General features: G+C 60.9%; 22 protein-coding genes and 4 pseudogenes. 19 read left to right on the forward strand and 7 right to left on the reverse strand.

Annotated elements, in window-relative coordinates; translation table 11 throughout:
- Nucleotides 1-8: 8 nt before the first annotated feature.
- On the reverse strand, nt 9-1,526 hold the full coding sequence (locus tag G5S42_RS11415) for a sugar ABC transporter ATP-binding protein (RefSeq protein WP_176106844.1): 1,518 nt from the start codon (nt 1,524-1,526) through the stop codon (nt 9-11).
- 90 nt (nt 1,527-1,616) lie between these two features.
- Nucleotides 1,617-2,378 carry a GntR family transcriptional regulator gene (locus G5S42_RS11420; RefSeq protein WP_176106845.1) on the reverse strand — a complete coding sequence of 254 codons (762 nt, stop codon included), beginning with the start codon at nt 2,376-2,378 and terminating at the stop codon, nt 1,617-1,619.
- Nucleotides 2,379-2,571: 193 nt separating this feature from the next.
- Between G5S42_RS11420 and G5S42_RS11425 the strand changes: the two genes are divergently transcribed.
- The 8 genes and pseudogenes from G5S42_RS11425 (at nt 2,572) to G5S42_RS11460 (ending at nt 11,055) form a co-directional block, all read left to right on the forward strand.
- On the forward strand, nt 2,572-3,867 hold the full coding sequence (locus G5S42_RS11425) for an L-fuconate dehydratase (RefSeq protein ID WP_176106846.1): 1,296 nt from the start codon (nt 2,572-2,574) through the stop codon (nt 3,865-3,867).
- Between the two features lie 80 nt (nt 3,868-3,947).
- A complete protein-coding gene (gene gcvA, locus G5S42_RS11430; RefSeq protein ID WP_176106847.1) occupies nt 3,948-4,859 on the forward strand; it encodes a transcriptional regulator GcvA in 912 nt (303 codons plus the stop codon).
- 104 nt (nt 4,860-4,963) lie between these two features.
- Nucleotides 4,964-5,437 carry a RidA family protein gene (locus G5S42_RS11435; protein ID WP_176106848.1) on the forward strand — a complete coding sequence of 158 codons (474 nt, stop codon included), beginning with the start codon at nt 4,964-4,966 and terminating at the stop codon, nt 5,435-5,437.
- Between the two features lie 27 nt (nt 5,438-5,464).
- Nucleotides 5,465-6,652: pseudogene (locus G5S42_RS11440) on the forward strand (aminotransferase class V-fold PLP-dependent enzyme); the annotation flags it as partial.
- Between the two features lie 27 nt (nt 6,653-6,679).
- Complete coding sequence (locus G5S42_RS11445) at nt 6,680-7,699, forward strand: D-cysteine desulfhydrase family protein (protein ID WP_176110480.1); 1,020 nt, start codon at nt 6,680-6,682, stop codon at nt 7,697-7,699.
- 662 nt (nt 7,700-8,361) lie between these two features.
- Nucleotides 8,362-9,237: pseudogene (locus G5S42_RS11450) on the forward strand (IS30 family transposase); the annotation flags it as partial.
- Nucleotides 9,233-9,295: pseudogene (locus tag G5S42_RS11455) on the forward strand (IS3 family transposase); the annotation flags it as partial. The pseudogenes G5S42_RS11450 and G5S42_RS11455, both read left to right, overlap by 5 nt.
- Before the next feature lie 560 nt (nt 9,296-9,855).
- Nucleotides 9,856-11,055, forward strand: a complete 1,200-nt coding sequence (locus G5S42_RS11460; protein ID WP_176106849.1) for an acyltransferase family protein — start codon at nt 9,856-9,858, stop codon at nt 11,053-11,055.
- Nucleotides 11,056-11,395: 340 nt separating this feature from the next.
- On the opposite strand, the gene G5S42_RS44255 is transcribed toward G5S42_RS11460, so the two are convergent.
- Entirely contained in the window at nt 11,396-11,638 is a 243-nt protein-coding gene (locus G5S42_RS44255) for a hypothetical protein (RefSeq protein ID WP_246391951.1), read from the reverse strand.
- Between the two features lie 240 nt (nt 11,639-11,878).
- Here G5S42_RS44255 and G5S42_RS11470 point away from each other — a divergent pair, with 240 nt between their 5' ends.
- Together G5S42_RS11470 and G5S42_RS11475 are read left to right on the forward strand one after the other, a co-directional pair.
- The gene (locus G5S42_RS11470; RefSeq protein WP_376776852.1) at nt 11,879-12,985 is read left to right on the forward strand and encodes an IS5 family transposase; all 1,107 of its coding nucleotides are present in this window, start codon (nt 11,879-11,881) and stop codon (nt 12,983-12,985) included.
- Nucleotides 12,986-13,383: 398 nt separating this feature from the next.
- A complete protein-coding gene (locus tag G5S42_RS11475; protein WP_176106850.1) occupies nt 13,384-13,548 on the forward strand; it encodes a UTRA domain-containing protein in 165 nt (54 codons plus the stop codon).
- Between the two features lie 209 nt (nt 13,549-13,757).
- Here G5S42_RS11475 and fusA read toward each other — a convergent pair whose 3' ends face one another.
- Both fusA and G5S42_RS11485 read right to left on the reverse strand, forming a co-directional pair.
- Entirely contained in the window at nt 13,758-15,809 is a 2,052-nt protein-coding gene (fusA, locus tag G5S42_RS11480; protein WP_176106851.1) for an elongation factor G, read from the reverse strand.
- Nucleotides 15,810-15,899: 90 nt separating this feature from the next.
- Nucleotides 15,900-16,154, reverse strand: a pseudogene (locus G5S42_RS11485) (hypothetical protein); the annotation flags it as partial.
- Between the two features lie 44 nt (nt 16,155-16,198).
- Between G5S42_RS11485 and G5S42_RS11490 the strand changes: the two are divergent.
- The 9 genes from G5S42_RS11490 to G5S42_RS11530 all read left to right on the forward strand — a co-directional run bounded on the left by G5S42_RS11490 (nt 16,199) and on the right by G5S42_RS11530 (nt 24,890).
- Nucleotides 16,199-16,360 (forward strand): FAD-linked oxidase C-terminal domain-containing protein, encoded by a 162-nt coding sequence (locus G5S42_RS11490; RefSeq protein ID WP_176106852.1) that lies wholly within the window; start codon nt 16,199-16,201, stop codon nt 16,358-16,360.
- A gap of 675 nt (nt 16,361-17,035) precedes the next feature.
- Nucleotides 17,036-17,221, forward strand: a complete 186-nt coding sequence (locus G5S42_RS45735) for an HNH endonuclease (RefSeq protein WP_217710053.1) — start codon at nt 17,036-17,038, stop codon at nt 17,219-17,221.
- 413 nt (nt 17,222-17,634) lie between these two features.
- The gene (locus G5S42_RS11500) at nt 17,635-18,357 is read left to right on the forward strand and encodes a helix-turn-helix transcriptional regulator (RefSeq protein WP_176106853.1); all 723 of its coding nucleotides are present in this window, start codon (nt 17,635-17,637) and stop codon (nt 18,355-18,357) included.
- A 27-nt stretch (nt 18,358-18,384) separates the two neighbouring features.
- Entirely contained in the window at nt 18,385-18,759 is a 375-nt protein-coding gene (locus G5S42_RS11505; RefSeq protein WP_176106854.1) for a VOC family protein, read from the forward strand.
- A 973-nt stretch (nt 18,760-19,732) separates the two neighbouring features.
- Complete coding sequence (locus tag G5S42_RS11510) at nt 19,733-20,713, forward strand: ABC transporter substrate-binding protein (RefSeq protein ID WP_176106855.1); 981 nt, start codon at nt 19,733-19,735, stop codon at nt 20,711-20,713.
- A 30-nt stretch (nt 20,714-20,743) separates the two neighbouring features.
- Nucleotides 20,744-21,781: an aromatic ring-hydroxylating dioxygenase subunit alpha gene (locus G5S42_RS11515; protein ID WP_176106856.1), complete on the forward strand. Its 1,038-nt coding sequence runs from the start codon at nt 20,744-20,746 to the stop codon at nt 21,779-21,781.
- 4 nt (nt 21,782-21,785) lie between these two features.
- Nucleotides 21,786-22,610 carry an ABC transporter ATP-binding protein gene (locus tag G5S42_RS11520; protein ID WP_176106857.1) on the forward strand — a complete coding sequence of 275 codons (825 nt, stop codon included), beginning with the start codon at nt 21,786-21,788 and terminating at the stop codon, nt 22,608-22,610.
- A 29-nt stretch (nt 22,611-22,639) separates the two neighbouring features.
- Nucleotides 22,640-23,455 carry an ABC transporter permease gene (locus G5S42_RS11525; protein WP_176110482.1) on the forward strand — a complete coding sequence of 272 codons (816 nt, stop codon included), beginning with the start codon at nt 22,640-22,642 and terminating at the stop codon, nt 23,453-23,455.
- A 10-nt stretch (nt 23,456-23,465) separates the two neighbouring features.
- The gene (locus G5S42_RS11530) at nt 23,466-24,890 is read left to right on the forward strand and encodes an amidohydrolase family protein (protein ID WP_176106858.1); all 1,425 of its coding nucleotides are present in this window, start codon (nt 23,466-23,468) and stop codon (nt 24,888-24,890) included.
- On the opposite strand, the gene G5S42_RS11535 is transcribed toward G5S42_RS11530, so the two are convergent.
- Both G5S42_RS11535 and G5S42_RS11540 read right to left on the reverse strand, forming a co-directional pair.
- Nucleotides 24,862-25,299 carry a LysR substrate-binding domain-containing protein gene (locus G5S42_RS11535; protein ID WP_312883557.1) on the reverse strand — a complete coding sequence of 146 codons (438 nt, stop codon included), beginning with the start codon at nt 25,297-25,299 and terminating at the stop codon, nt 24,862-24,864. The genes G5S42_RS11530 and G5S42_RS11535 overlap by 29 nt on opposite strands.
- 205 nt (nt 25,300-25,504) lie before the next feature.
- On the reverse strand, nt 25,505-26,416 hold the full coding sequence (locus G5S42_RS11540) for a dienelactone hydrolase family protein (protein WP_176106859.1): 912 nt from the start codon (nt 26,414-26,416) through the stop codon (nt 25,505-25,507).
- Between the last annotated feature and the right edge of the window lie 133 nt (nt 26,417-26,549).

The raw sequence follows: 26,549 nt of genomic DNA on the forward strand, positions 1-26,549 counted from the left end.
AGACCTCTTCAGGCTTGTGCCGTTTTCAGGGATTCGCGCTGCGTCGCGAGATGCATGATGCGCTCCTGCGTCGCTTCGCTGGCGGACAGCTCGCCGGTAATGCGGCCTTCGCACATCACGACGATGCGGTCGCTCATGCGCAGAACTTCGGGCAGCTCCGAGGAGATCATCACGATCGCCTTGCCTTGCGCCGCCAGCGAGCGCAGCAGCTTGTAGATTTCGCTTTTCGCGCCGACGTCGATACCGCGCGTCGGTTCGTCGAAGAACAGGACATCGCAATCGCGCTCGAGCCATTTCGCAATCACGATCTTTTGCTGATTGCCGCCCGACAGGAGCCGAACCTGCTGCGTCGCCGAAGGCGTGCGAATCGCAAGCAGCTTGATGAAGTGCTGCGCTCTTTTACGAATCTGCCCGCTGCGCAGGAACATATTGAGCGACAGGAACTTGCCGAGATCGGACATTACGATGTTCGATTCGACATCCATTCCGGTGGCCAGACCAAAGCGCTTGCGATCTTCCGACAGATAGCCGATGCCGCGCTTGACCGCATCACTGGGCCTTTTGATCGACGCCTTCACGCCCTTCACAAAAATCTCGCCCGATTCGACCGGATCGGCGCCGAACACCGCACGCGCGAGCTCCGTGCGGCCCGCGCCCATCAAGCCGGCGAAGCCGAGTATTTCGCCCTTGCGCAATTCGAAACTGACGTCGCGCACGAGCGGACCCGCGACGAGATTTTTCACTTCGAGCGCGAGTTCGCCTTTCGCCGGCGCGCTCTGCACCGGCGCGATGTCGCTGAGCGTGCGCCCGACCATCATGCCGATGATCGTCTGGACGCTGGTGCCCTCGGTCGGAACGGTGGCCACATACTCGCCGTCGCGCATCACAGTGACGCGATCGGTGATCTGCTTCAACTCGTCCATCTTGTGCGAGATATAGACGACGCCGACGCCGCGCTCTTTCAATTGACGGATGATCCGGAACAACTCGGCAATCTCGGCATCGTTGAGCGCGGAGGTGGGCTCGTCCATGATTAGCACACGCGAATCGAAAGACAGGGCTTTCGCGATCTCGACCATCTGCTGACTCGCGACGGTCAACGTGCCGACTATCTTGCGCGGATCGAGCTTCACGTGCATGCGGGCGAGAATCTCGCGTGCCTGCGCATTCAGCTTGTCTTCGTCGAGGAACAGACCCAGACCCTTGCGCGGCTCTCGGCCGATAAAGATGTTCTGCGCGATGCTCAGATGATTCATCAGTTGCAGTTCCTGATGAATGATGCCGATGCCGACGGCTTGCGCGTCGCGCGGGCCTTGAAAGTCGACGGGTTTGCCGTCGAACAGAATTTCGCCGGAATCGCGCGTATAGACGCCGGCAAGAATCTTCATCAGCGTCGACTTGCCGGCGCCGTTCTCGCCCATCAGCGCGTGGACCTCACCGGCCATGAGTTCGAAGCGGACGTCATGAAGTGCTCTAACGCCCGGAAAGCTCTTGCAAAGCTTGTTGACGGAAATGAGTGGGTTCATGTGCTGATCTGTCGACGGCTGCCTGTATCACCAACGCTTTTACGGTGGAGCTTTTTACGACTCGACAACGGCTTTCATTGCAGCTTTCATTCAAGGCGCGAACAGGTCGGGCCGCTCTTTCGCGGACCGGTGCAATTCGGCGACGACCTGGTCGAGATGATCGTGCATCGCTTTCGCGGCCGCATCGCCGTCGCCGGCGCAAAGAGCCTTGAAGATGCTCTCGTGCTCTTCCAGCGTATGCACGAGCCGTTCCGGACTTGCGAGCAATTGCCGCGCGCGGTCCAGCGCATTGCGCGACACCGCGACGATTTCCTTTACGCGCGGCAGGTTGACCGCGTCGAGCAGGATTTCATGGAAAGCCAGATCGAGCGCATGAAACGCCAGACGTTCGCCACTTCCAGCCAGAGTGCGCTGCTGGTCGAGATTGCTGGCCAATGCGTCGAGCGTGGCCCGGTCGTGCATTCGCGCCACGCCGCGCACCGTCTCGACCTCCAGTGCGCTGCGTATGAATAGATGCTGGCGGATGTCGTCGAGCGCGATCGGCTTGACGCGCGTGCCGCGCTGCGGCAATACCTCGACGAGACCCGCATGCGCAAGCCTTGCCAACGCGGACGACACCGGAAAGCGCGACACCCCCATCCGTTCGCACACGGCCATCTTGTCGATCATCATGCCGGGTTCCAACGCCAACGTAACGATCGCTTCTCGCAACGCCGCCTCCACCGCGTCGGTCAAACTGCCGCGCTCGCCACCGCCAACTTTTTGCAGTGCGACATAAGGATTGCCAGCGGCATTCTCCAGTTCGGCTGACGAGTTCACGGAGGCCTTGATTTCGAGAGAACATGCTAGCATGCTAGAAAGGGAATGCCGTGTTGTCAACGCGTACAAATGCCTGGGGAATACCTAGGGATGCCTGGTATCTGGGAACCAAGGGCTTACCCGTACACGCGGCAGGAACGCGCACATGGAGAACGTGCGCATGTAGCCGATCCCGTCTGCGTCCGCAGACGACAAGCCGATAGCCATAGCCCCGGAGGGTGCGCAGATGACGACGATCACAAGGCTGTCCGTTCGGGACATCCGGTTTCCCACCTCACGTTCACTGGACGGCTCCGACGCGATGAATGCCGCGCCGGACTACTCCGCCACCTACGTCACGCTCGAAACCGACACGCCGAACCTGATTGGCCACGGTCTCACGTTCACGATTGGCCGCGGCAATGAAATCTGCGTGACTGCCGTGAATGCACTCACGCCATTGATCGTCGGCAAGAAGCTCGAAGATATCGCCGCGAATATGGGTGCTTTCTGGCGCGCATTCACTTCGGATAGCCAACTACGCTGGATCGGTCCGGACAAGGGCGCGATTCATCTTGCCACCGCGGCGGTCGTCAACGCTGTGTGGGACCTGTGGGCGAAATCCGTCGGCAAGCCGGTCTGGAAGCTGCTGGTCGACATGAGTCCGGAAGAACTCGTGCGCTGCCTCGACTTTCGTTACGTGACCGATGCGATCACGCCGCACGAAGCACTCGCGATGCTGCATCGTCATGCGAAGACCAAAGGCGAGCGAGAAAAGGAAATGCTCGCGCACGGCTATCCGGCCTATACGACATCCGCAGGATGGCTCGGTTACGACGACGACAAGATTCGCCGGCTCGCGCGCGAAGGCGTCGCGCAGGGATGGACGCATTTCAAGCAGAAGGTCGGTGGCGACCTGGAAGAAGACGTGCGGCGTGCGCGCATTCTGCGCGAAGAGATCGGCGAGAACCTGAAACTGATGATGGACGCCAACCAGGTGTGGGACATCGATGAGGCGATCGCGAACATGCGTCGTCTCGCCGAGTTCGACCCGTGGTGGATCGAGGAGCCCACCAGTCCCGACGACATCCTCGGTCATGCGGCGATTCGCCGGCGGCTCGGTTCGATTGGCGTCGCAACCGGCGAGCATTGCCACAATCGCGTGATGTTCAAGCAACTGCTGCAGGCGCAAGCCATCGACTTTTGCCAGATCGACAGTTGTCGGCTCGGTGGACTCAACGAAGTGATCGTCGTACTGCTGATGGCCGCGAAGTTCGGTGTGCCGGTGTGCCCGCATGCGGGTGGCGTCGGCCTGTGCGAGTACGTGCAGCATATTTCGCTGTTCGACTATATCTGCGTGTCGGCGTCGCTCGAAAATCGCGTGCTCGAATATGTCGATCATCTGCACGAGCATTTCGTGGACCCCGTGGTGATCCGCAACGGGCACTACATGCCGCCACAACGGCCGGGCTATAGCATCGAGATGCTGGAAGGGACATTGGACAAGTACTGGTATCCGGAAGGAGCGGCGTGGCAGGAATGAAGCCGGACGGTAAGGGTTTCATTTGCGTCCCTTCAGGCGTATAACGGCAGACTTCACTCACGCTGTTATCGTCCGATTCGATGCGCACCGCCCGCCCCTTACCGCCTCTGCTTTCGCTGCGCGCCTTCGAAGCCGCCGCGCGCCACCTGAGTTTCAGCCGCGCGGCGCAAGAACTGTTCGTCACGCAAAGCGCGGTCAGCCACCATATCCAGAAGCTCGAAGCCGATCTGGGTATCGCGCTATTCGAGCGCCAAACGCGCGCGATTGAACTCACCGGGACAGGCCGCGCGTACTATGCGAAAGTCCACGCCGCTTTCGAACTGCTGCGGCTCGGCACCAGCGAAGTGCGAGCATTCTCCACCGAACGCAAAACGCTGAACGTGGGCCTGCTGTCTTCATTCGCGAGTCGCTGGCTCGCATCGCGTCTGCATACGTTCCCGCTCGCGCATCCGGATATCGAACTGCAATTGCGGCCCGACATCGCACTCGCCGATGTGCCGGGCGGCGAAGTCGACGTGGCGATTCGCTATGGACGCGGCGGCTGGCCGGGTGTCGCTTCCCAAAGGCTCATGTCCGAGCGTCTTTCGCCGGTGTGCAGTCCGTCGCTGCTTGCCGGCAGAAAGCGTCCGCGCAAAGCACTGGACCTGCTGCGTTTCCCATTGCTGATTTCTTACTCGACGCATTCGTTCGAATGGGAAGCATGGTCGCGTCATGCCGGCCTGGACCTCGGCGACGCGCAACGGGTGCAATTGCACGACTACAACATCGTCGTCGAAGCGGCGCTGGCCGGACAGGGCATCGCAATGGGCCGCCATCGGCTGATCGCGCAGCAGCTCGCGCAAGGCTCGCTGGTGCCTGCGTTGCCCGACACGGTGCTCGACGATCCGCGCATCGGGTGGTGGCTCGTCACGCGCAAGGGCAAGCTCGATGCCGCCGCGACCGCATTCCGCTCATGGATCGTGCAAACGGCGCAGCAAGACCCGCTCGGCTGAACGCATTAGTCTGGCTCATACGTCGAGCGCGATAATTCGTTGGTCGCGTGCAGCGCGAATCAATAGCATCGAAGCTTTTCCGTCACTAAAACGGTACCCTTCCGATGGCCTCCTCGATTACCTCCCGCGCCGCCAGCCTCGGCCTGACGCTTGAATTCGCGTCCGCACCCGCTGCCAATTACGTACCATTCGTGCAAGAAGGCAATCTGCTTCACATTTCTGGTCAGATTTCGCGCAACAACGGACAGCCTGCATATCTCGGGCGTCTCGGCGACAATATCAGCGACGCCGAAGGCGCTCAGGCCGCGCGGCTGTCTGCGCTCGGTGTCGTCGCGCAGATCGTCGCGGCGACAGGCGACCGGCTCGAGCGCGTGGCGCGCGTCGTGCGCCTGAACGTGTTCATCGCGAGCACGCCGGCGTTCAGTGCGCAGAGCACGGTTGCCAATGGTGCGTCGGACGTGATGGTGCAGATCTTCGGCGACGCCGGCCGTCACGCGCGTAGCGCGGTTGGTGTCGCGTCGCTTCCGGCGGGAGTCGCCGTCGAAGTCGAAGCGGTTGTCGCATTGAAAAACGCCTGAATTCCACTCATACACTCGGAGCCGCCAATGTCTTCTCCGCTGTCGCCCGCAGTCATCGATGCATTACGTGCCCGCACACCCGGTGTTCTCAGTACCACGCATTTCAATCATGCGGGCGCGTCGCTGCCGTCGGCCGCCACGCTCGAAGCGATTCACGCGCATCTGTTGCGCGAAGCGTCGATGGGACCCATGGAAGCGGGCGCGGCTGCTAGCGAACAAACCGAGCGGGCCCGCACGCTCGCCGCGCGACTGCTGAACGCTCAGCCTGCCGAGATCGCGCTGACGACCGGCAACTCGCCGGGCTGGGGCGCAGCTTTCGCGGCGTTGGGTCCGTGGCGCGAGGGGCAACGCATCCTCGTTGCGCGGCACGAATGGGGCGGCAATCTCGCGACGATGCGTCTTCTGGCGCAGCGCGCGGGTGCATCGATAGAGACGATTCCTTCCGATGCCAGCGGCAGGGTCGATCCTGGCGCACTCGAAGCGATGCTCGACGACAGGGTCCGACTGATTGCACTCACGTGGCTACCGGCCAATGGCGGACTGATCAATCCGGCTGCCGCGGTTGGGCAGATAGCGCGCCGTCACGGCATTCCGTATTTCATCGATGCGGCGCAGGCCATCGGACAACTGCCGATCGACGTCGTCGAACTCGGCTGCGAGGTGCTGGCGGGCGTGGGCCGCAAGGCACTGCGCGGACCGCGCGGCACCGGGCTGTTATTCGTGCGGCGGAATTTTCTGCCCCGCTTGATGCCAGCCTTCGTCGACACCTATTCCGCGCCGCTCGACGCCAACTGCGAGCCGGTACTGCGCGGCGATGCCGCGCGTCTCGAATCATCGGAAGCGTCGATTGCACTGCATTGCGGATTGGCGAATGCATTGGACGAAGCGCTGGAAATCGGCATCGACAATATCCGCGCGCAGATCGATCGGACCGCGCAGCTATTGCGCGAGCGGTTGGCCGCGATGCCGGGCGTGTCCGTACTCGACCAGGGTGTCGAACGATCCGGTCTGGTGTCGTTCAACGTCGCCGGACTCGACGCCATGTCGGTGCGACGCGCATTGGCGGCACACGGCATCACGATCGGCTCGAATGGCGTCGCATATACACCGTTCGATATGACGATCAGAGGCCTGACGCAGATCGCGCGCGCATCGGTCAGCTATCTAACCACTGACGCCGACGTTGATAAATTGCTGGCTGGAATACGGCGTCTCGTTCAACTCTCTCGCCCGCCCACGACCATGAACTCCGCCTTATCGCACCGCCTCGATTTATCAAGGTTTCCGCGCCAAGCGCTTCTCGAAGGCCCGACGCCAATTCAGCACCTCACGCGTCTGAGCGCTCGCCTCGGCGGCGCGGACATCTACGTCAAAAGAGAAGATCTGACGGGATTGGGTGGCGGCGGCAACAAGCTGCGCAAGCTCGAATTCCTGATTGGCGAAGCGCTCGCGCGTGGCGCGGACACCATCATTACCGTCGGCGCACGTCAATCGAACCATGCGCGCCTAACGGCGGCCGCGGCGGCTCGCGTCGGACTTCAATGCGAACTGGTGCTGACGAGAACCGTGCCCCGTTCCGATCACGACTACATGGAGAACGGCAACGTGCTGCTCGATGCGCTATTCGATGCTCGCGTGCACGATCTTCCCGGCGCGGCCAACGCACTGCAATTCGCCGAAGAACGCGCGAACGAGTTGCGGGCGCAGGGCCGTAACGTGTATGTGTGTCCGTTGGGCGGTTCGAGTCCGGCCGGTTGCCTCGGCTATGCGGACTGCGCCGCTGAAATCGTCGCGCAATCGCAGGCGCAAAACGTGGCTTTCGATCGCATCGTGGTGCCGAACGGAAGCGGCGGCATGCATGCGGGACTGGTTGCGGGTTTGGTTGCGCTGGGCCTGGATCCGTCACGTATTGCGGCATTCACGGTGTATGGGAATGCCGGGCATGCGCGCACGGTTACTTTGGATAAAGCGAATCAGACGGTTCGACTGATCGACCCAAGCCTAAGCGTGAATGATGACGCGATCTCGATCGACGAGGCGCAGCTTGGACCCGGCTACGGCATTCCGACCGATAACATGCGCGCTGCCGTTCGGCTGATGGCATCGACGGAAGGTCTGCTGCTCGATCCCGTGTATAGCGGCAAAGCTTTTGCCGGGCTCGTAGAAAACGTGACTACCGGCAAGTATCCGGCCGGACAGAAAATTCTATTCGTGATGAGCGGCGGACTTCCGGGGCTATTTGCCTATCGGAACGAGTTCTGAGCGATGAAGCGCCACGAAAGTGAATCGCAGAAGAAGCGGAGACAACGCGATGGTCTGATACGGGCCGGCGTTGTCTGAAGAAAGCGCGAAGCGCTTGAAGATTCGAATCGACGATTCGAAATGGTGCCCAGGGCGGGATTTGAAAAATGCCCGGAATCGGCTTTCCGGCAAGGGTCTGTTGATTTTTCAGGAGTGACATACCACCCGATATACCAACAGAAACGGCATGTTGATCGAGGTATCCGCTATGAGCTAGCGTTGACAAAAATTCGGCAGGATGACCGGGACCTCCCCATCAACAGGCAACAAATCACACAGACTTTTCTACAACCGCGAGGAAAGCCTGGCCAGGTTCGACTCCTCCGCCGCCCGGCCACCGTAAATCCGACTTGCCAACTCACACTTCGCGGCTGCGCATAGTGGCCAGTCTCTAACCCACGTCAGCCGTATCTGCCAACCGTTGCCAAGAGACGCCCGACATGGTTTGCTGCAGGCAGCAGGGTCCAACAACCGCCCGGAAAGCCGCGCCAGGTTTGACTCCCGCTTTCCCAGCCCGCCGCCTACCCATTATCCTACCCATACACCACCCGCCGCAAACCCAGCGTTGGGCCTGACAGGGGTCCCATAGCGCCGCCGATACCGTCAGTGATACCGGCATTTCCTCCCGGCACTCAACGGCTTTAGGTGGATCGCGTCGGAAGACGAGGGCGCTCGTTGCTGGCGATTCGATCCAGTTAATAGCCAGTCGGCTTTCACGGGCTCCCTCCACCATCTGCCGCGAAATCAAACGCAACAGTGGACCGGACGGCTATCGGGCAAGCCGTGCCGACCAGCTTGCCTAGGATCGGGCGCAACGGCCCAAACTCTGCAAACTGGTTGAACACCGGATGTTGGCACGCATCGTGGCAGACAAACTCCAGCTGGAATCGTCACCCCAGCAGATCGCCGGATGGCTCAGGCGGGCATACCCGGGCAACGAGGATTTCCACGTGTCACACGAGACCATCTATCGCAGTCTCTTCATCCAGGCACGCGGTGCCCTGAAGAAGGAACTGCTGGACCATTTGCGGCGCACCCGGGCCATGCGCCGTTCGCGCCATCACACACAGAAGACGGATGATCACGGCAGGATTCGCGACACGGTATCGATCAGCGAACGTCCAGCGACAGTTGAAGACCGCGCGGTACCGGGACACTGGGAAGGCGATCTGCTGTGCGGCAGCGCGAACAGCCAGATTGCGACGCTCGTCGAGCGCCAGACACGCTACGTGATGCTGGTGAAGATAGCCAGCAAGGACAGCGAGACGGTCATCAATGCACTCCTCAGGCATGCCTGCAAGTTGCCACAGGAACTTTATAAATCGCTAACATGGGATCGTGGAACGGAGATGGCCAACCACAGACGTTTCACCGTTGCCACAGACATTGCCGTCTACTTCTGCGACCCGCAACATCCCTGGTAGCGTGGGTCGAATGAGAACACCAATGGACTATTGAGGCAGTACATCCCGAAAGGTACCGATCTGTCAGTGCATTCACTACTATAACCACGAGCGTATCAAGCTCGAACTCAATGGGCTGAGTCCCGTGCAATAAAGGACCCAGCTTCTGGCGGCCCAGAAACTTACCGTCCAACTTGGTGGGGTGCAGTTCATGGCGAGCCCGTTTTTTAGTGGGCGACACGTCGACGGCCGTGTGTCGGACAACCCTCGCGTCAGTCGCGGAACATCGAACGGCTCTATTCCGATGGTTGACGATCGCAGGCCCAAGGCACGCCAAATGGGCTCAAGGTAGACGTCAGGACATCCGGGGTGCTGTCGCTCTGTCAGGTAATCCACTAAGTTTTTATTACTTTGGCGGATTTTTGGCGAATCAGGCGTCCGTTCGAAGCTAGGCGATATGTTTCAGTGGCCGGTTTCACCCGTGACAGTCACATATGACAGGAATTCGCACACATGTTCCCGATAAAGAATGTGTTATGCGCGGAGGCCAATGCCGAAATTGTATCCATGCGTGTATCGCGTTTCTTCTTGTAAGACTTGGGCCTCAAACACGGTCTGGGCGGAACTGCGCCGGAAGCGTCTTTGTCCACCGGCCTATCGGCCTTTGAAGGTTGGAGCCTTTGAAGGTCGGAATCAACGCGAAGGAGATCATCGATGCAGAAGGGACGTGTTGCCGCGCTCGATGCAGGCCGGGCGCTTGCGATCGTCGGGGTCGTTGCAGTACACCTGTCGTTTCAGTTTCCCAATTTGCCGGGAGGCGTAACACTGCTTGCGCAAATGGGCCAGTACGGCGTGCAGCTTTTCTTCGTGATCAGCGCGATCACGATCTTCATGACGCTCGAAATGGATCACGAGCGTTGCGCGGGCGCGGGTCACGTCACGCTGCGCTTCTATATCAAGCGCTTCTTTCGTATCGCGCCCTTGTATTACGCGGCGATCGCGGTCTATGGCCTCATCAGCTACGGCGCGATGCGCTCAGGCATCGAGCGTGCATGGATTCTGGGCGCGCATGGCCCGATGGACGTATTGCTCAACATGGTCTTCCTTCATGCGCTGTCGCCGACCGCGATCAACAACGTCGTGCCGGGCGGCTGGTCGATCGGTGTGGAGATGCTTTTCTATCTGATCGCGCCGTTGCTGTTCTTTCTGGCGATGAACCGCACGCGCCTGTTGCTGGCCACCATCCTGATGCTGGGCCTGTCGCTCGCGGTACTGTCGATGAGCGATTGCAACGGCACGCTCGAATGCAATGTGGCCAACAATACGTTCAGCTACTTCTGGCCGCCGGTACAGGGGCCGTGCTTCATCGTCGGCATGTGGGCGTGGTACGCGTTCCGCTCGCATTTGCTCGGCGCATCCGATCTGACCGGGCGCGTGTCGTGGCTCTATCTGTTGCTTGCGTTGGGCTTCGCGCTCGTCACGGCCGCGCTCGGTGTATGGCTCGACAAGGCAAATGCGCTCGCGCCTGTATTCGCCGCGTGCAGTGCGGTGGCGTTCCTGCTGTTCGTGTGCTCGCGCCATGCCCGCAAGGAACGCGAGAGAGGGCATGCGGCGCCGAGCATGCCCTTGGTTCGACGCTGCGCCGCGGCCCTCGGGCGCGAAAGTTATGGCATTTATCTCTGGCACTTCATCTGCGTCTATATGACCTTTCATTTCTTCGACGGACTGTTCGGCGAGGAGAGCGGCGAGACGTCGCTCATGCTTTTCGGGGCGACGCTGATTGCAGTGCTGTTCGTGTCCTACGGTCTGTCGCGCGTGTCGGACCGGCTGATTCAGGGGCGCGCCACGCGCCTGTCGAAGCGCCTGCTCGCCACGGTCGACCGGCGCTTTCATTTGACGACCGAGCGCCTATGAAAGCGCCCGGCTTCGATTCATCTCCGCGGGCACGGGCCGCTGAATCGAAGCCGGCCCGCGCGTGAGATAAAGCACGATGCTCGCGGCAAGCGTGATCGCTTCAGTGACGGCCACAGTCATTCAGATGCCACGCGGGCGAGCCATTCGGTCAGCAGCCAGAGCATCGTCAGCAGCAACCGCCAGCTGCGCGCAGCAGCGCGACGATCATCGATGCAAGCGGCGCCTCGATGGCCGTCTGATATCCACTCACGGCGACATACTGTGTTCGCTGGGCAATATGGGAAAGTGCGGCTAGCCATGCCAACTCAGCTACCGGACAGGTCACGCAACAAAGCCTCTGTTACGCTGAATGTTGTGCGAAAGGATTGATGGGCTGAACCTTCTCGCGATTTTTAACACGGTCGAGCATCTGACACGTGTCCCAGTCAGCGACCAGCGCTTCGAACCCGCGCACGACGTTCGACTCCATAGCTTGCAGACCGGCGTCTCCCTGAAAGTTCGAGCTAAAGGCAGAGTGAAACCGGTACTGGAAGTATCCAGAGACCTCCTGGATGCGCTGTGGTGTGCCCGAGTCGATGTACATTACCGACTCGGAAGAGAACGGGTCGTAGTAAATCACGTTGGGATAGTCAGTCTTGACTGCGACGCACGGTGTCTCGCTGACAAGGAGTGACCCGACTAGTTGGATGGAGCCCTTCATTCCTCTCGGGGTCTTGAAGACCCAGATACGCTTAGCAGGCTGTTGAATTTGGATCCCGTGTAAACGGGGTTTGAAGGACGGGCGTTATGGATATCGTGTTCATGATCTTTGGCAGCGGATGCGATGCGCGGAATGGACGAGATGCAGGAACCCCTGTTCACGACGGTCAAGCTCGAGGACTTCGTCCCGGCAGATCACCCGTTGCGACCGATCCGGTTGCTGGTGAATGATGCGTTGAAACGGCTCAACGGGCTGTTCAGCGTCATCTACGCGGACACCGGTCGTGCCTCGATTGCGCCTGAGAAGCTGATGCGGGCGCTGCTGTTGCAGGTGTTCTACTCCGTACGCAGCGAGCGCATGCTGATGGAGCAGATGCGCTACAACCTGCTGTTCCGCTGGTTTGTCGGGCTGGCGATTGAGGACGCCGTGTGGGACCACTCGGTGTTCTCGAAGAACCGCGACCGGCTTCTGGAGCATGAAGTCGTGGAAGCGTTCTTCACCGAAGTCATGAGCCTGGCGGACAAGCGGGGCTTGCTGTCGAGAGAGCATTTCTCGGTGGACGGCACGCTGATTCAGGCGTGGGCCAGTCACAAAAGCTTCCGCCGCAAGGACGGCCCGGACGATGGTCCGCCAGCCGGCGGTGGCCGCAACGCCGACACCGACTGGAAAGGCGAGCGACGTAGCAATGCCACGCACGAGTCGACTACTGATCCGGAGGCGCGATTGTTCAAGAAGAGCCACAAGAGCCCGGCCATCCTGTGCTACCACGGGCACATCCTGATGGAGAATCGCTCGGGGCTGGTGGTCGGCGCCGTGGTTAGTCACGCAGATGGTTTTGCCGAGCGGGCCAGCGCATTGCAATTGCTCGATTGCGTGCCAGGTACTCATGCGAAGACAGTTGGCGCCGACAAGGCGTATGACACCCGTGACTTCGTGAACGATTGCCGCGCTCGCAACGTGACACCGCATGTCGCGCGCAACGATGAGCGTTGGGGCGGCAGCGCCATCGACGGTCGCACTTCGCGGCATGCGGGCTACCGGACTAGCCAGATCATCCGCAAACGAATCGAAGAGCATTTCGGCTGGGGCAAAACCATCGGGCGGATCCGGCAGACGGTCTATCGCGGCCTCAAGCGCGTCGACCAGCACTTCAAGCTGACGATGGTTGCGAGCAATCTGACCCGCATGGCCCGAATGCCAGGGATGGTGCCGCGAGGAGCGACGCGATGAGCCGCCAATGCGCGAAGACTGCGCGCCAGACGAGCCGCATGCGTGCGCCTGCCCCGCGCAGATCGCGCGGTGAACCGTTAATTCAGCGCAATATCGCACGCGCAAGTCTCCTGAACATAGCTTCGGTCGTCATGACGGGGCGCTTTTCAACAGCCTGTTAGGCAATCGCTGTGTCAGCTCCAGGATTTTTGTATTGTTCGAGCCGAAATACCCGACCGGTCCTTCCTTCAGATTTTGCTCGAGTTTCTGCCAATAGTAAAAAATGTCCATGGAGTGTCTGAGTGGCGAGTTCATTGAAGTTTTTGCAGCTCTCATTTTACTAAACCAGCCTGGAGACGCGATTTGGAGACAGATGTTTCCAGTGCGGCGCGGGCATTCCCGGGGGAAGACCTTGCCGCATGTCTCGAAGTCTCGAAATCGATGTCGGCGCGCCGCTGCTACTGACGCGGCGGGCGACGCGGCTGGACGACGATCGTGTCTGCGAGGCGACTGTCTTTCGCATCCGGCCAGAGCGGCATGAATTCGTCGTGACGAGCGGGGTCGAGGGAAAGCTCGCAAGTTGAACCGGCTAGACCCGGTCAAAAATTGTCATTCGCCCCTACTGCCGAACAGACGTTCAGACGGTTTGCGCTGCAACGACCGGATGGCGCTCGATGATCACGACTTCCTGGCCATCCTTCTGCACCTGATACGCGGCTGTCACACCGACCAGCCGCCACCGAGCACGATAACTTTCATGATGTCCCTCAGATGCCACAGGACAGCCGGCCATTCACGGCTGGACCGTGTCGCTTCGTTTTTTGTGCTGCGCCACCAACGATTCCTGCGTGGCAGCGGGCACCGGCGCGTAATGGCTGAGTTCGATACTGTAGCTGCCGTGTCCACCGGCGATCGCGTTCAGACGCGACTGATAGTGGTTGAGCTCGGCAAGCGGCACCTGTCCTGCGACGACCACGGCGTTCCCGGCGGACGGGCGGGAGCCATGAACCTGGCCGCGCCGCGACGACAGATCGCCGATTATTTCGCCCATTGCCGGTTCTGGCGTTGTTACCTCGATATCCACGATAGGTTCGAGCACGATGGGCTGGGCTTTGAGCACCGCATCGATGAAGGCTTTGCGCCCGGCGGTGACGAATGCCACCTCTTTTGAGTCGACCGAATGGCTCTTGCCGTCGACGACCGTGACCCGCACGTCCTGCATCGGGACACCGGCAAGAGGCCCGCTTTCTATCACCTGAAGAATACCTTTTTCCACGGCGGGAATGAACTGGCCAGGGATGGCGCCGCCCTTGACAGCGTCGACGAATTCGAACCCCGCGCCTCGCGGCAGCGGCTCCACGCGCAGCATCACTTCACCAAACTGCCCGGCGCCACCGGATTGCTTCTTGTGGCGGCAGTGTCCCTCGGCGCTTGCGCCGATGGTCTCGCGATAGGCGATTTTCGGCGGCCGTGTCACGACTTCGAGCTTGTACTGGTCGGACAGACGCTCCAGCATATAGCGCAAATGCAACTCGCCGAGGCCTCGCACCACGGTCTCGTTGGTGCTCGCCTCGCGTTCGATGTGTAGACACGGGTCTTCCGCGCTCAGCTTCTGCAGTGCTTCCCACAGCCGCTGCTCGTGGCCCGGGCGCGCCGGCTCGATCGCGAGACCATAGATGGGCGTCGGCAAGTCCGGCGGGACGAGGTGAATGTTGCCGTCGTCGGCCGCGTCGTGTAGCACGGCATCGAGGCCGACGTCGTCGGCCTTGGCCACCGCGCAGATATCGCCGGGACCGGCTCGCAGGACCTCGACGTGCTCCTTGCCCTGCAACATCAACAGATGGGCGACCCGGAACGGCTGCCGCCTGTCGCCGATATACAGCAGGCTATCGCGCTCGATCGTCCCCTGATAGATGCGGAACACGGCGATCTTGCCAATGTAAGGGTCGATCACGATCTTGAAGGTGTGGGCCAGCACGTGCTTGTCGGCGGCGGGTTCGGCACGCACGACTTCCTTGTGGGAGCCGGCGTCGCGGTAGAACTGCGGCGGGTTGCCTTCCAGCGGATTGGGCAGGAGCCGGACAAACACATCGAGGAGAGCCTCGATGCCGGCGCCATTGGTCGCCGAGGTGAAACACACCGGCACCAGATGGCCCTCGCGCAGCGCACGCTCGAAAGGCTCGTGCAACTGCTCCGGGCGGATCGCCTCGCCTTGCTCCAGGTATAGCTCCATCAGCTCCGGGTCGAGTTCGATCACCTGATCGACCAGCGCACTGTGCGCAGCTTCAACGGACAGGAAATCGGCGTCTCCAGCAGGGTTGAAAAAGCAGTCCACCACCTGGCGGCCGTGCTGCGCCGGCAGGTTGACAGGCAGGCATTCCCTGCCGAAGGTTTGCTGGATTTGCGCGAGTAGCGCTGGAAGGTCGACCTTTTCTTCATCGATACCATTCACGATGATCATTCTGCAAAGCTTACGTTCGCTCGCCCAATTCATCATGCGCCGGGTGGTCATTCCGATGCCGGTCTGCGCATTGATGACGATGGCGACCGTCTCGACGGCCGGCAGCGCACTGAACGACGGCCCGGAAAAGTCGGGGTAACCGGGCGTATCGAGCAGATAGATGCGAGTGTCGCGGTAATGAAGGTGCGTGACGGTGGAGTTGAGCGAGTGGTGATACTTCCGCTCGAGCGGTTCGAAATCGCAGACCGTAGTCCCTCGCGCGACGCTGCCGGGCGCATGGAGCGCGCCGCCGTGGTACAGCAGCGCTTCCACAAGCGAGGTCTTGCCGCTGCCGGCATGCCCGGCCAGAGCGATGGTGCGGATCATATCGGGGCTATAGCGCATGTTCGCCCTCTCGTCGTGGTGAGGCCATTGTTGGCGAAAACCAGCCTGTTCGCCGCGCGTGTTAATCGGACGATTCAGGTAGCCGCAAGCTCACTCCCATTGTGGCTGATTCAACACCATGCCGTGCTGCCCCTTGTAGGCGGCGAGAGCTGGCGGCGACCAACCGTCGAGCATCTTTGGCGCGAATTGCCAGACTTCGATGCCAAGCGGCCGGCACACTTCCAGCGGATCGCGCGCGTCGGGGCCCCACACTGGCACTGACAGATCGCCACCTAGGCAGGTCGACAGTGCGCACAGCAAATCGATCCACGCGAAGAATTCGAGGTAATCGCCTTTCTTCGCTGGACGTAGCGCTGGCGGACAAACTCGATCGAACCGCCTACGCTGTCATGCAACAAACGGGCGGACCGATTTCGGCGGAGCACGGAATCGGCGTGCTGAAACGCCCCTACCTCGCCTGCACGCGCAGCGATGCTGAAATAAGCCTGATGCGTCGGCTCAAGATAGCGCTCGATCCCAAGCATATCCTGAATCCCGGCGAAGTGCTGTGACGCCGCACAGCACCTCGGATATTGAGCCGCAAAGGCGAGTATCTGGTGAAGCGGTCCTTCGAATGTCCGACAGCATGTCCGGTCGAACGGCTGCAACTGGCCCGAACTGAGTCTCACACCGCTTTGACTTGGGCTGCCGGACGGCGAACCATGCGAAGTGCATGAGTCACCCCTGAACCGCCCGGATCAGAGCAAGGATCACCTAAGAAGTACAGCCGCCGCACGGTCCGTCGAGTTGATCGGCGAATAGTCGACCGTAACAGTGGCTTTGAGAAGGCCTAGGGCAAACACTCCTCCTCCAACGCCATCGAGAAAACTATCAAGGAACGCACAACAAGCCGTTGTCGGGTGGGAGCAAATTCTGCTGAAAACCAACTTGCCTGAAGTCCAAGTCGCACTAGACTTGGTGCGTCAATCTCTTGAAGAGTTGATGTGGTGCCAGTGCAACTGAGTTGGCTGCTTCCCGTGGGCACCTAAAGGGCGAGCGGGTTTCGAAATTTCCCCGAATCTTCCTGACATCTGGAGTCGCTCATGCCTTCGCCAATCGCGCTACACCGCGCTCGTGCTTTCAAACGTCAATCCGGTCTTTGCTTCTATTGCGGTTATCCAATGTAGGACGGCAGCGCTGAGCCGTTCATTGAGCGATACAACATCTCCCGCCGTCAAGCGCCGCAACTGCACTGGACAGGCGAGCATCTTCGTGCTCGGGTTGATGGGGGCGCGAATTGCAAGCGGAACATTGTTGCAGCCTGCCGAGTTTGTAATGCACGGCGACACCATAGAAAGGTCGCGCGCGATCCGAACGAACACAGGATGTATGTTCAGCGATGCGTGGATCGAGGAAAGTGGCATGCCAAATAGGTCTTCGACAATCCTGCCTTGGCCACGTTACGTCAACATTTAGCGCAGGCAGGGGTGGCGAATCTCCAAGCGGCCTGAGCGCTTCGGCTGATCAACCGCCAGTCGGCGATATGCGAACGTCCGAAGTTTGGAAGCTTGAGACATGCGAATGGCGGACTCGCGACGCCAGCCGAAGTCCGAAGCTGGCCGGCTGTAATCATCCACAGAAGCCGCCCGAAAGCTGCCGTCGAAGCGTTCAACGGCACCTCAACAGAACCAGCGTTGAACTGGTGCTCTCGGCCAGGAAAGGACGTTCGACAGAGCCGTATAGATCGTCGACAATGCAATGGTCCTCGGAACGAATGAACTGCATTCGGTTCGAAGCACCGGATCACATTGTTGATTTCCCTCCGTGCCAATATCACAATTCACGTATGTCCCGTGCAGAACGCCTCCTTCAACTCCTGCAAGTGTTACGTCGTTATCGACGTCCCGTGAGCGGCCAAACTCTTGCCAATGAGCTCTGCGTAAGCACTCGCACCTTGTACCGGGACATCGCCAGTTTGCAGGCCCAGGGCGCACTCATCGAGGGGGCGCCGGGCATTGGCTATGTGATGAAGCCGGGCTTCATGCTACCACCCATCATGTTCCGCTCGGAGGAACTCGATGCTTTGGTGCTTGGCATGCGCTGGGTGGCCGATCGCTGCGACGAGACGCTATCAGGGGGTGCGCTCGGCGCGCTTGCAAAGATAGCGGCCGTGCTGCCCGCCGAACTGCGCCGCGAGCTAGAGGAATCTTCGCTGCTGGTCGGCGCGCCGTTGACGAGACCTGCCCACACGATCTCGCCGGACCTGCTGCGTGCCGCGGTCCGTGCAGAGTTGAAGCTCGAGATTACCTACGTGGACGGCAGCGGCATTCAATCGCGGCGCGTCGTTTGGCCCTTTGCCCTGGTGTATTTCGACCAGGCACGGGTGCTGATGTGTTGGTGCGAGCTTCGAGCCGATTTTCGGAATTTCCGTTCGGATCGGATCTTGAGCGTCGAGCAAAAGATGGAGCGCTATCCCAAGCGGCGTTCCACTCTGCTTCGAGAATGGCGCAAACTCAATCAGGTCGCTAGTCGCACGATACTGCCAGAATCTGACAGCATGCCCCAGTAGACTGAAGCTCTTTTAAAGGAGCTTAAAATGAAGTTTGCATCGGTTCGACTGGTTACCGCAGATATTGAACGGCTGGTCGAGTTTTATCAGAGGCTGTCCGGGATCGAGGCTGTGCGGCTAGCCGATGGGTTTGCCGAAATGCGATTCGCGAGCACGGCCCTCGCGATTTCATCTGAGCACCTGATCAAGCTTTTCAATGTCGGAGCGGCCACTGCCGCAGCCAATCAATCGGCAATCCTGGAGTTCGAAGTGGAGGACGTCGACATGGTGTTCGAACGGATGAAAGCGTCCGGTAAAACCATCGTGATGCCGGCGACATTGATGCCTTGGGGCAATCGCTCGCTACTGCTGCGCGACCCGGATGGAAATCTCGTCAATATATTTTGTCGGCCCGTGCGTTGAGAAAGCCCGCCGTCGCAGTGGCCCGGTGCTCGCATGAATGGCCGTTTCTGGAAGACCCGAACGTCTCTTGTGGGTTGAAAAGAGCCGGACTCTGTGGGAGTCAGTACGGCGAGTATGAGACATTCAACAGCGCCCTGAAGATCGTAGAGCTATGCAGGGTGGTGACCGACCGTTCAGGATGGAGAGTTTAAGAGTGGATGAGGGAGCGGGTAAAGAATAGATCTGCGCCGTCGCGGGACGAGCGTGAATGACCCTCTTCAGGGTCATCGAAGGACTCTTCGCGTTTAGGGTTGTTCGATGCCTGCCCTCATTCACATTGCTGTGAGCGTGCCGCGGCGCCGACGGCCAGGCGTCGAATAAGCCTAAACGGCACTTCTCACGTCAATGAACGAGTCTTCGCGACCCACTGCTGCCACTCGAACTCCGCCCTCCGTAATGGCCGCTTGCCAAGCTATATCGGTGATTCACATACACCTTGCCTATCCAGTCCAGGTGCTAGGTGGCGCTCGCATACTCATTACCCCCGCAATCCGTCATGTACTGGGTAAATGGCTTGGCCGAATCCGATCCGAGCTCTGTGAGGGCCGAAGGCGTTCCTTGACAGTGCGTCCATGCTTCATGATTGGGCGCCGCTGCCCCTGTATCGCCCGCTCGGACAGGCTTGCAACGACCCAAGGTACGCCAGTCCCGGCAACGAATCTCTGGCATGGATATCGCTTAAAGCGTTGCAGAGTATAAGCGGCTAGCGTCGGCGTATCTGACCGGCGTGGGGCATTGCTCTTGGGGCGCATCGCGCGCCTACGTCGACCAGCCTCGACGTTCGAACGGAATCGTCCGGATTCCGTCGACAGGAAGCGTTGCGTGAATCGCCCCGAATCTTCCTCGATCGTCATCCGGCACGCCGAGCGCATAGCGCCCGACACGTTCTTACGTCCGCATGGTCTTCCTACGTTCTAACAGGGGAGCCCTTTTCATGCGTGTATTGAATCGCATCTTGAGCAGCATCGTTCTGGCCGCGAGTATTTGTTCGACGACATCGGCGCACGCCGACGATCACATCACCATCCTGACGAGCTGGTATGCGCAGGCCGAGCACGGCGGCTTCTATCAGGCGCAGGCCACGGGCCTCTACAAGAAAGCCGGGCTCGACATCACGATCAAGATGGGCGGCCCGCAGGTCAACGGTATGCAGTTGCTCGTCGGCGGCCAGGCTGATTTCATTCTCGGCTACGACTTCCAGGTGCTGTCGAGCGTCGAGGCGGGGATTCCTGTGACGACGGTCGCCGCCTCGTTCCAGTTCGACCCGCAAGGCATGCTCACGCACGACGACGTGAAGAGCCTCGCGGACCTCAAAGGCAAGACGATCCTCGTCGCGGGCTCCGGCCGCACGTCGTGGTGGCCTTGGCTCAAGGAGAAGTATGGCTATAGCGACGGTCAGACGCGTCCCTATACGTTCAACATCCAGCCGTTCTTCGCTGATGCGAACGTCGCGATGCAGGCGTATCCGTCATCCGAGACGTTCCAGGCCGATCGCGCGAACGTGAAAACGCACTTTTTCCTTTTTGCCGACGCCGGCTATCCGCCCTACAACACCACCATCGTCGGCATGAAGAAGACTCTTGCCGAGAAGCCCGATGTGGTCGCGCGCTTCGTGAAGGCGTCGATGGAAGGCTGGAAAAGCTATCTCGCCAATCCGGCGCCGGGCAACGCGCTCATCAAGAAGGACAATCCCGAGATGACTGATGCGCAGCTCGCGTTTGGCGTGGCGCAACTGAAGAAGCTGAAGCTCGTGACCGGCGGAGATGCATCGACGCTCGGCATCGGCGCGATGACCGACACGCGCTGGAAGAAGACTTACGACTACATGGTCGGCGCGAAGCTGCTCAAAGCGAGCACCGACTACAAGAGCGCCTATACGCTGCAGTACATCCAGAACGCGAAGGTCATGCCCTGAGCGGGCGTCACGGAATCAAGGAGTCCGATCATGCTGGTCACACGTCAGAAAGTCTTGCGCCGCTTCTGGTACGCGGTCATGCCGATCTCGCAACTGGACGAAGGTCCGCAGCCGTTCACGCTGCTTAACGAACCGATCGTCCTGTGGAAAGGCGCGGGCGGAAAACCGCATGCGCTGCGCGACCGCTGTTGCCATCGCACGGCGAAGCTGTCGAAGGGATTCGTCGATGCCGATGGCAACATCGCCTGCGGCTATCATGGCTGGACCTACGACTGCAGCGGCAAGTGCGTGCGCATTCCGCAAAACGCGGGCGGCGAGATTCCCTCGCGCGCGATCGTGCAGTCGTATCGCTGCGAGGAGCGCTACGGTTACGCGTGGGTTGCGCTCGACGATCCGCTGCAGCCGATTCCCGAATTTGCCGAGGAAAACGCACCGGGCTACCGGCGCATCCTGCAGTTCTACGAACAGTGGAACACGAGCGCGCTGCGCATGATGGAGAATTCGTTCGACAACTCGCACTTCAGCTTCGTGCACAAGTCGAACTTCGGTCTCTTCGACAATCCGAAGCCATCGAAGTACGAGTTCCGTCCGAACGAATGGGGCTTTGAGGCCGAGACGCGCGTGCCGATCCGCAACCCGCAAGCGAGCTTCCGGATCACGGGCACCACCGACGACATCACCGAGCGCCATCTGATGAACCGATGGTACGTGCCGTTCGCGCGGCGCTTCGGCTGCATGTATCCGGCAAGCGGCGTGCATCACATCATCTACAACTGCGCAACGCCGATCGACGACAGAACGATGATGCTCGTGCAATGGCTCTATCGCAACGACACCGAAGCGCAATGTTCGACCCAGGAGCTGATCGACTGGGACCGGCCGATCACCGATGAAGACCGCGAGATTCTCGAAGCCACCGACTACGACGCGTGCATCGACGTGCGCCGCCAGCAGGAATGCCACATGGCATCCGATCAGCCCGGACTGCTGATGCGCCGCATGCTGCTCGAGCTACTCGAAGGGCATGGCGAGCACGAAGTGTTCCGCATCGATACAGAGGAGGCATGAGGCCATGAGCGAAGACAGCAAAGACACGGCGCTCGCCGTCCAGCGTATCGACAAGGTCTATCCGAACGGCACGATCGCACTGGACGATATACGCCTCACCATCGGCGCGGGAGAATTCGTCTCGCTGCTCGGACCGTCGGGTTGTGGCAAGAGCACGCTGCTCAAGATGTTCGCCGGCATCGAGACACCCACGCACGGTCACATGCGGTGGTGGGGCCAGCCGTTCAGCGTCGTCGGATCGGTCGGGCGGCGCATGTCGATGGTGTTCCAGGAAGCCACGCTGATGCCCTGGGCGTCGATTGCCGACAACGTGCGCCTGCCACTCGACCTCGCGCACGTACCACGACGCGAAGCCGACGCGCGTGTCGCCCTTGCGCTCGCGAACGTCGGTCTTGGCGACTTCGGCACGGTGCGTCCGCGCGAGCTGTCGGGCGGGATGCAGATGCGTGCGTCGCTGGCACGGGCGCTCGTCACGGAACCCGACCTGCTGCTGCTCGACGAGCCATTCGGCGCGCTCGACGAATTCACCCGCAACAAGCTCGATGCTGATCTGCGCGCGCTCTGGAGGAAGCGCGGCATGACCGTGGTGTTCGTCACGCACAGCATCTACGAGGCGGTGTATCTGTCGGGACGCGTGGTTGTGATGCAGGCGCGGCCCGGGCGCATCATCGCCGACGTGCCGATCGGCGGGCCGGCCGAACGCGACGAAGCGTATCGCGTTTCGGCACCCTTCATGCAGCATTGCAAGGCGCTGTCGGACCTGATCACCGACGCGCATCTGGCATCGAATGAAGACAGGCAGGTCGATACCCAGGGAGCGCAATCATGAGTAGTCAGACGCTTGTAACGAAGCCTGCGATGCATTCGAAAGCCGAGCGCCGGCGCAGCCCTGCGCTGTTACAGCGGCCCGGCGTGGCGAAGGCGATGGCGCCCTGTGTCGTCGGCATATTGATGCTGCTGGTCTGGGAAGGCTGGTGCGCGCTCTTCAAGGTGCCGGTGTATCTCGTGCCCGCGCCGCACGACATCGCGCTGCAATTGGTCGCCGATGGTCCGATGCTCGTCATGAGTCTTCTCGCGACGCTCAAGATCACGCTGCTCGCCTTCGCACTCGCAACAGTCCTGGGCGTGGCGGTCGCACTGCTGTTCGCGCAAAGTCCGCTGATCGAGGCGAGCTTTTTTCCTTACGCGATCTTGCTGCAGGTCACGCCAGTTGTCGCGATTGCGCCGCTGATCATCATCTGGGTGAAGGACACGACGTTCGCGCTCGTGATCTGCGCGACGCTCGTCGCGTTGTTCCCTATCATCTCGAACACCGCACTCGGCTTGCGCAGCGTTAATCCGGGCCTTGTCAGCCTGTTTCGCATCAATCGCGCGACACGCTGGCAGACGCTTTTGCGTCTGCGCATCCCGAGCGCGCTGCCGTATTTCTTCGGCGGCTTGCGGATTTCGAGCGGACTTTCGCTGATCGGTGCGGTCGTCGCGGAGTTCGTCGCGGGAACCGGCGGCAGCGGCTCGGGTCTGGCTTATCAGATTCTGCAGGCGGGATTCCAGTTGAACATTCCGCGCCTTTTTGCGGCGCTCTTTCTGATCACGCTCACGGGCGTGGTGCTGTTCGGCATCACCGTGTGGGTCGCGCGCATCGGCTTGCGCGGCTGGCACGAGAGCGAACTCTGAGACCATCAATATGAGCATACTGATTCGCAATGCAGCGGCCATCATGACCGGTGGCGACGGCAGCGCCGAAGAACCGGCGCGCGTGGATGGACCGGACATCCGCATCGAAGGCGAGACGATCGCAGCGATTGGCAGGCTCGCGCCGCGCGAGGGCGAGACGATCGTCGATGCCTCCGATTGCGTGGTCTATCCGGCGTGGGTCAACACACATCATCATCTTTTCCAGTCGCTGCTCAAGGGCGATCCTTCGGGACTCAACGCCTCCCTCACGCCGTGGCTCGCCGCGACGCCGTATCGTTTTCGCGTACTCTTCGATGAGAAGCGCTTCCGCCTCGCTGCCCGCATCGGGTTGATCGAACTGATGCGCTCGGGATGCACGACGGTCGCGGACCACAACTACCTGTACTACCCGGGCATGCCGTTCGACAGTTCGGCGATTCTCTTCGACGAAGCGGACAAGCTCGGCCTGCGCTTCGTGCTGCTGCGCGGCGGTGCGACGCGCACGCGCCAGCTCGAAGCCGAGTTGCCGACCGCGCTTCGGCCTGAGTCGCTCGATGCATATCTCGCCGATATCGAGCGGCTGGCATCGACTTATCACGATGCATCACCGCGCGCGATGCGTCGTGTCGCGATGGCGCCGACCACCGTGCTCTATTCGATTTCGCCGCACGAGATGCGCGAGACCGCCCGCGTCGCGCGCAGGCTCGGCTTGAGGATGCACAGTCATCTGTCGGAGACGGTCGGCTATCAGGACAGCGCGAAGGCGATCCATGGTGCGACGCCCGTCGAGTTCTGCGGCGAATACGACTGGCTCGGCGACGATGTCTGGTTCGCGCATCTCGTCAAGCTCGATGCGCGCGAGATCGCGCTGCTCGCCGAGACTGGGACCGGGGTCGCGCATTGTCCGCAATCGAACGGGCGGCTCGGCAGCGGCATCGCGCCGGTGCGCCAGCTGGCGGACGCGGGCGTGCGAGTGTCGATCGGCGTCGATGGCGCGGCGTCCAACGAAGCCGCCGACATGATCTCCGAGGTCCACATGGCGTGGCTCGCGCAGCGCGCGCGGCGCGGCATGGCGGCGCAACCTGTCTATCGCGGCGGCACGTTCGAAGGCGGCGCCGACGCCGCTTCGGTGGAAGAAGTCGTGCACTGGGGGACGGCGGGTGGCGCGCGCGTGCTTGGGCTCGAAGGCGTCGGGCGAATTGCGTCGGGCTACTCGGCCGATATCGCCGTGTACCGGCTCGACGATCCCCGCTACTTCGGTCTGCACGATCCAGCGATCGGACCGGTGGCGTCGGGCGGACGGCCGACGGTCGCGGCACTATTCTCGGCGGGACGCTGCGTGGTGAAGGACGATGCCGTGGCGAATGTCGATCTCGGCGAACTGCGACGGCAAGCGCTGGCCGAGGTCAGCGGCATACTGGCAGAAGTGGCGTAACGGCGGCTCTCGCCCGCCTGTGTATTTCCGGTGGCGAAGTCAGGCCTGCTACGGCGGCCCTCGACTGCATCAGGAACTCCCGGCGCGCGTTGGTGACCTGAGGCAGGCGCCACTCCGACATATTCGCGACATGCCACGCTCGCTCAATCGGTGTAGACGGCACGGGAAGCCTCGCCAGGAGTCCCGCCTGCATCTCGAGCGCACACGCGTGCAGCGAAAGGAACGCCACGAGTCCCGCTTCGACGAGCGGCTTGATCGCGTCATTGCTCGATAGCTCGGACGCGTCATGCAGCTTCAACCAGGCCGCTTCGACAAGACGTCCAATCGCGACACGCGTACCCGAGCCGCGCTCCCTGACGAGCAGGTTCGCCGACTCGAGATCGGTCAGGTGAAAATGCTTTGCGCGCATGAGCGGATCGACCACGCCTTTCATGCGAAACGGAACCACATCCGCTTCGAGCAGACGCGCTACAGAGATCGCGCATAACTGGATGGGTACAACCGGCCATGAACGGCCTGTCTTAATGTGCTCGCGAGCGTCCGCTCAAGAGCCAGGTTTCTGACAATTTGGTGATTGCACGAGATACGACCGCCGGGGGTAAAGGACGACGGGATCAGTTTGGCGTCACATGTCGGGGCAGGTCGACCCGGTCCTGGTTGAACGCGTTGGTAAAAAACTGCACGAGGTCGTCGCGAGCCTGTTGCCGTGCCTGCGGATCGGGACGCACACGAATGGTGCCTCCATGACGGCGGTTGGCCCCTGGATCGTTGAATTCGCGCGGGCCGTCGAATACGTCGAACTCGTGGGTGGCGCCGGGAAAGCTGCGTATCGACAGATGCATCGCGTCCTTGGGAGGCAGGCTGTGCAGCAAATCCTGGCAGGCGGCATCTCCGCCGTCATAGTCGTCCGCGGTCCCGACGAAAATCCTGACTGGCGCGTCGACGAGATTCCCAAACTCGGCGCCCGGTACGTGGTTGAACAGCCAGCAGACGGGGTAAAAGGCTACCGCGGCCTTCAGGTTTACTTGATCGCCTAGAAGAGCGTCGCTGTGGCGATGGGTCATCATCAGCAAACTCTCTATGGCGCCCATAGAACTGCCCAGAATTCCAATTCGCGACGCGTCGATATTTGGCCGCTCGGCTAGCAGACGGTAAGCGCCGGCGATATCGGGCAGGTTGTCAGAGAGATTTTTGGGGCGGCTGGAAGATCCACCCGGAAGGTTGCGCCCGCCCCATTGATCAATCTCGAGCGTCGCTATTCCGGCGCGATTGAGTGCCGCTGCGTAGTAGACGCCGCGATAACTGAGGCCGGACGTTCCGTGCATCAGGATGACCGCAGGAAGTTTCCCGCTTACGTCCAGCGGGATCTGCAGACGCGCGGCGATCATGATTGTCTGGCCGTTCCAGATGACCGGGTAGGCGACGTAATTAATCCGCAGGTGCGACGTTTCCTCCCACGCGTTCGTGATGCCGCACGGCATAAGTAGCAAAACCGTAACGAACAAGGTAACCAGCGAGCGTTTCATCCGGAACCTCCAACGTGTCAGGGGCGCGGTTATCGATCGACGAATCCGCTCCATTTTCATCATAGGCGCGGGCATCAATCGAATACGTTCGCATTCGGGTCTTGGCGGCTCTTTGGCGTTTCCCTCGTAGCTA

It is taken from the genome of Paraburkholderia youngii (assembly GCF_013366925.1).
Taxonomy (GTDB): domain Bacteria; phylum Pseudomonadota; class Gammaproteobacteria; order Burkholderiales; family Burkholderiaceae; genus Paraburkholderia; species Paraburkholderia youngii.

Bases quoted from the DNA above. Each gene is read 5' to 3' on its own strand.
- G5S42_RS11520 (WP_176106857.1), top strand. From the start codon at position 21,786: ATGAGCGAAGACAGCAAAGACACGGCGCTCGCCGTCCAGCGTATCGAC.
- G5S42_RS11540 (WP_176106859.1), bottom strand. From the start codon at position 26,416: ATGAAACGCTCGCTGGTTACCTTGTTCGTTACGGTTTTGCTACTTATG.
- G5S42_RS11435 (WP_176106848.1), top strand. From the start codon at position 4,964: ATGGCCTCCTCGATTACCTCCCGCGCCGCCAGCCTCGGCCTGACGCTT.
- G5S42_RS11415 (WP_176106844.1), bottom strand. From the start codon at position 1,526: ATGAACCCACTCATTTCCGTCAACAAGCTTTGCAAGAGCTTTCCGGGC.
- G5S42_RS44255 (WP_246391951.1), bottom strand. From the start codon at position 11,638: ATGTACATCGACTCGGGCACACCACAGCGCATCCAGGAGGTCTCTGGA.
- G5S42_RS11445 (WP_176110480.1), top strand. From the start codon at position 6,680: ATGAACTCCGCCTTATCGCACCGCCTCGATTTATCAAGGTTTCCGCGC.
- fusA (WP_176106851.1), bottom strand. From the start codon at position 15,809: ATGCGCTATAGCCCCGATATGATCCGCACCATCGCTCTGGCCGGGCAT.
- G5S42_RS11525 (WP_176110482.1), top strand. From the start codon at position 22,640: ATGCATTCGAAAGCCGAGCGCCGGCGCAGCCCTGCGCTGTTACAGCGG.
- G5S42_RS11535 (WP_312883557.1), bottom strand. From the start codon at position 25,299: ATGCGCGCAAAGCATTTTCACCTGACCGATCTCGAGTCGGCGAACCTG.
- G5S42_RS11425 (WP_176106846.1), top strand. From the start codon at position 2,572: ATGACGACGATCACAAGGCTGTCCGTTCGGGACATCCGGTTTCCCACC.
- G5S42_RS11530 (WP_176106858.1), top strand. From the start codon at position 23,466: ATGAGCATACTGATTCGCAATGCAGCGGCCATCATGACCGGTGGCGAC.
- gcvA (WP_176106847.1), top strand. From the start codon at position 3,948: ATGCGCACCGCCCGCCCCTTACCGCCTCTGCTTTCGCTGCGCGCCTTC.
- G5S42_RS11475 (WP_176106850.1), top strand. From the start codon at position 13,384: ATGTCTCGAAGTCTCGAAATCGATGTCGGCGCGCCGCTGCTACTGACG.
- G5S42_RS11500 (WP_176106853.1), top strand. From the start codon at position 17,635: ATGTCCCGTGCAGAACGCCTCCTTCAACTCCTGCAAGTGTTACGTCGT.
- G5S42_RS11490 (WP_176106852.1), top strand. From the start codon at position 16,199: ATGCAACAAACGGGCGGACCGATTTCGGCGGAGCACGGAATCGGCGTG.
- G5S42_RS11460 (WP_176106849.1), top strand. From the start codon at position 9,856: ATGCAGAAGGGACGTGTTGCCGCGCTCGATGCAGGCCGGGCGCTTGCG.
- G5S42_RS11515 (WP_176106856.1), top strand. From the start codon at position 20,744: ATGCTGGTCACACGTCAGAAAGTCTTGCGCCGCTTCTGGTACGCGGTC.
- G5S42_RS11470 (WP_376776852.1), top strand. From the start codon at position 11,879: ATGCGCGGAATGGACGAGATGCAGGAACCCCTGTTCACGACGGTCAAG.
- G5S42_RS11420 (WP_176106845.1), bottom strand. From the start codon at position 2,378: ATGCTAGCATGTTCTCTCGAAATCAAGGCCTCCGTGAACTCGTCAGCC.
- G5S42_RS11510 (WP_176106855.1), top strand. From the start codon at position 19,733: ATGCGTGTATTGAATCGCATCTTGAGCAGCATCGTTCTGGCCGCGAGT.
- G5S42_RS11505 (WP_176106854.1), top strand. From the start codon at position 18,385: ATGAAGTTTGCATCGGTTCGACTGGTTACCGCAGATATTGAACGGCTG.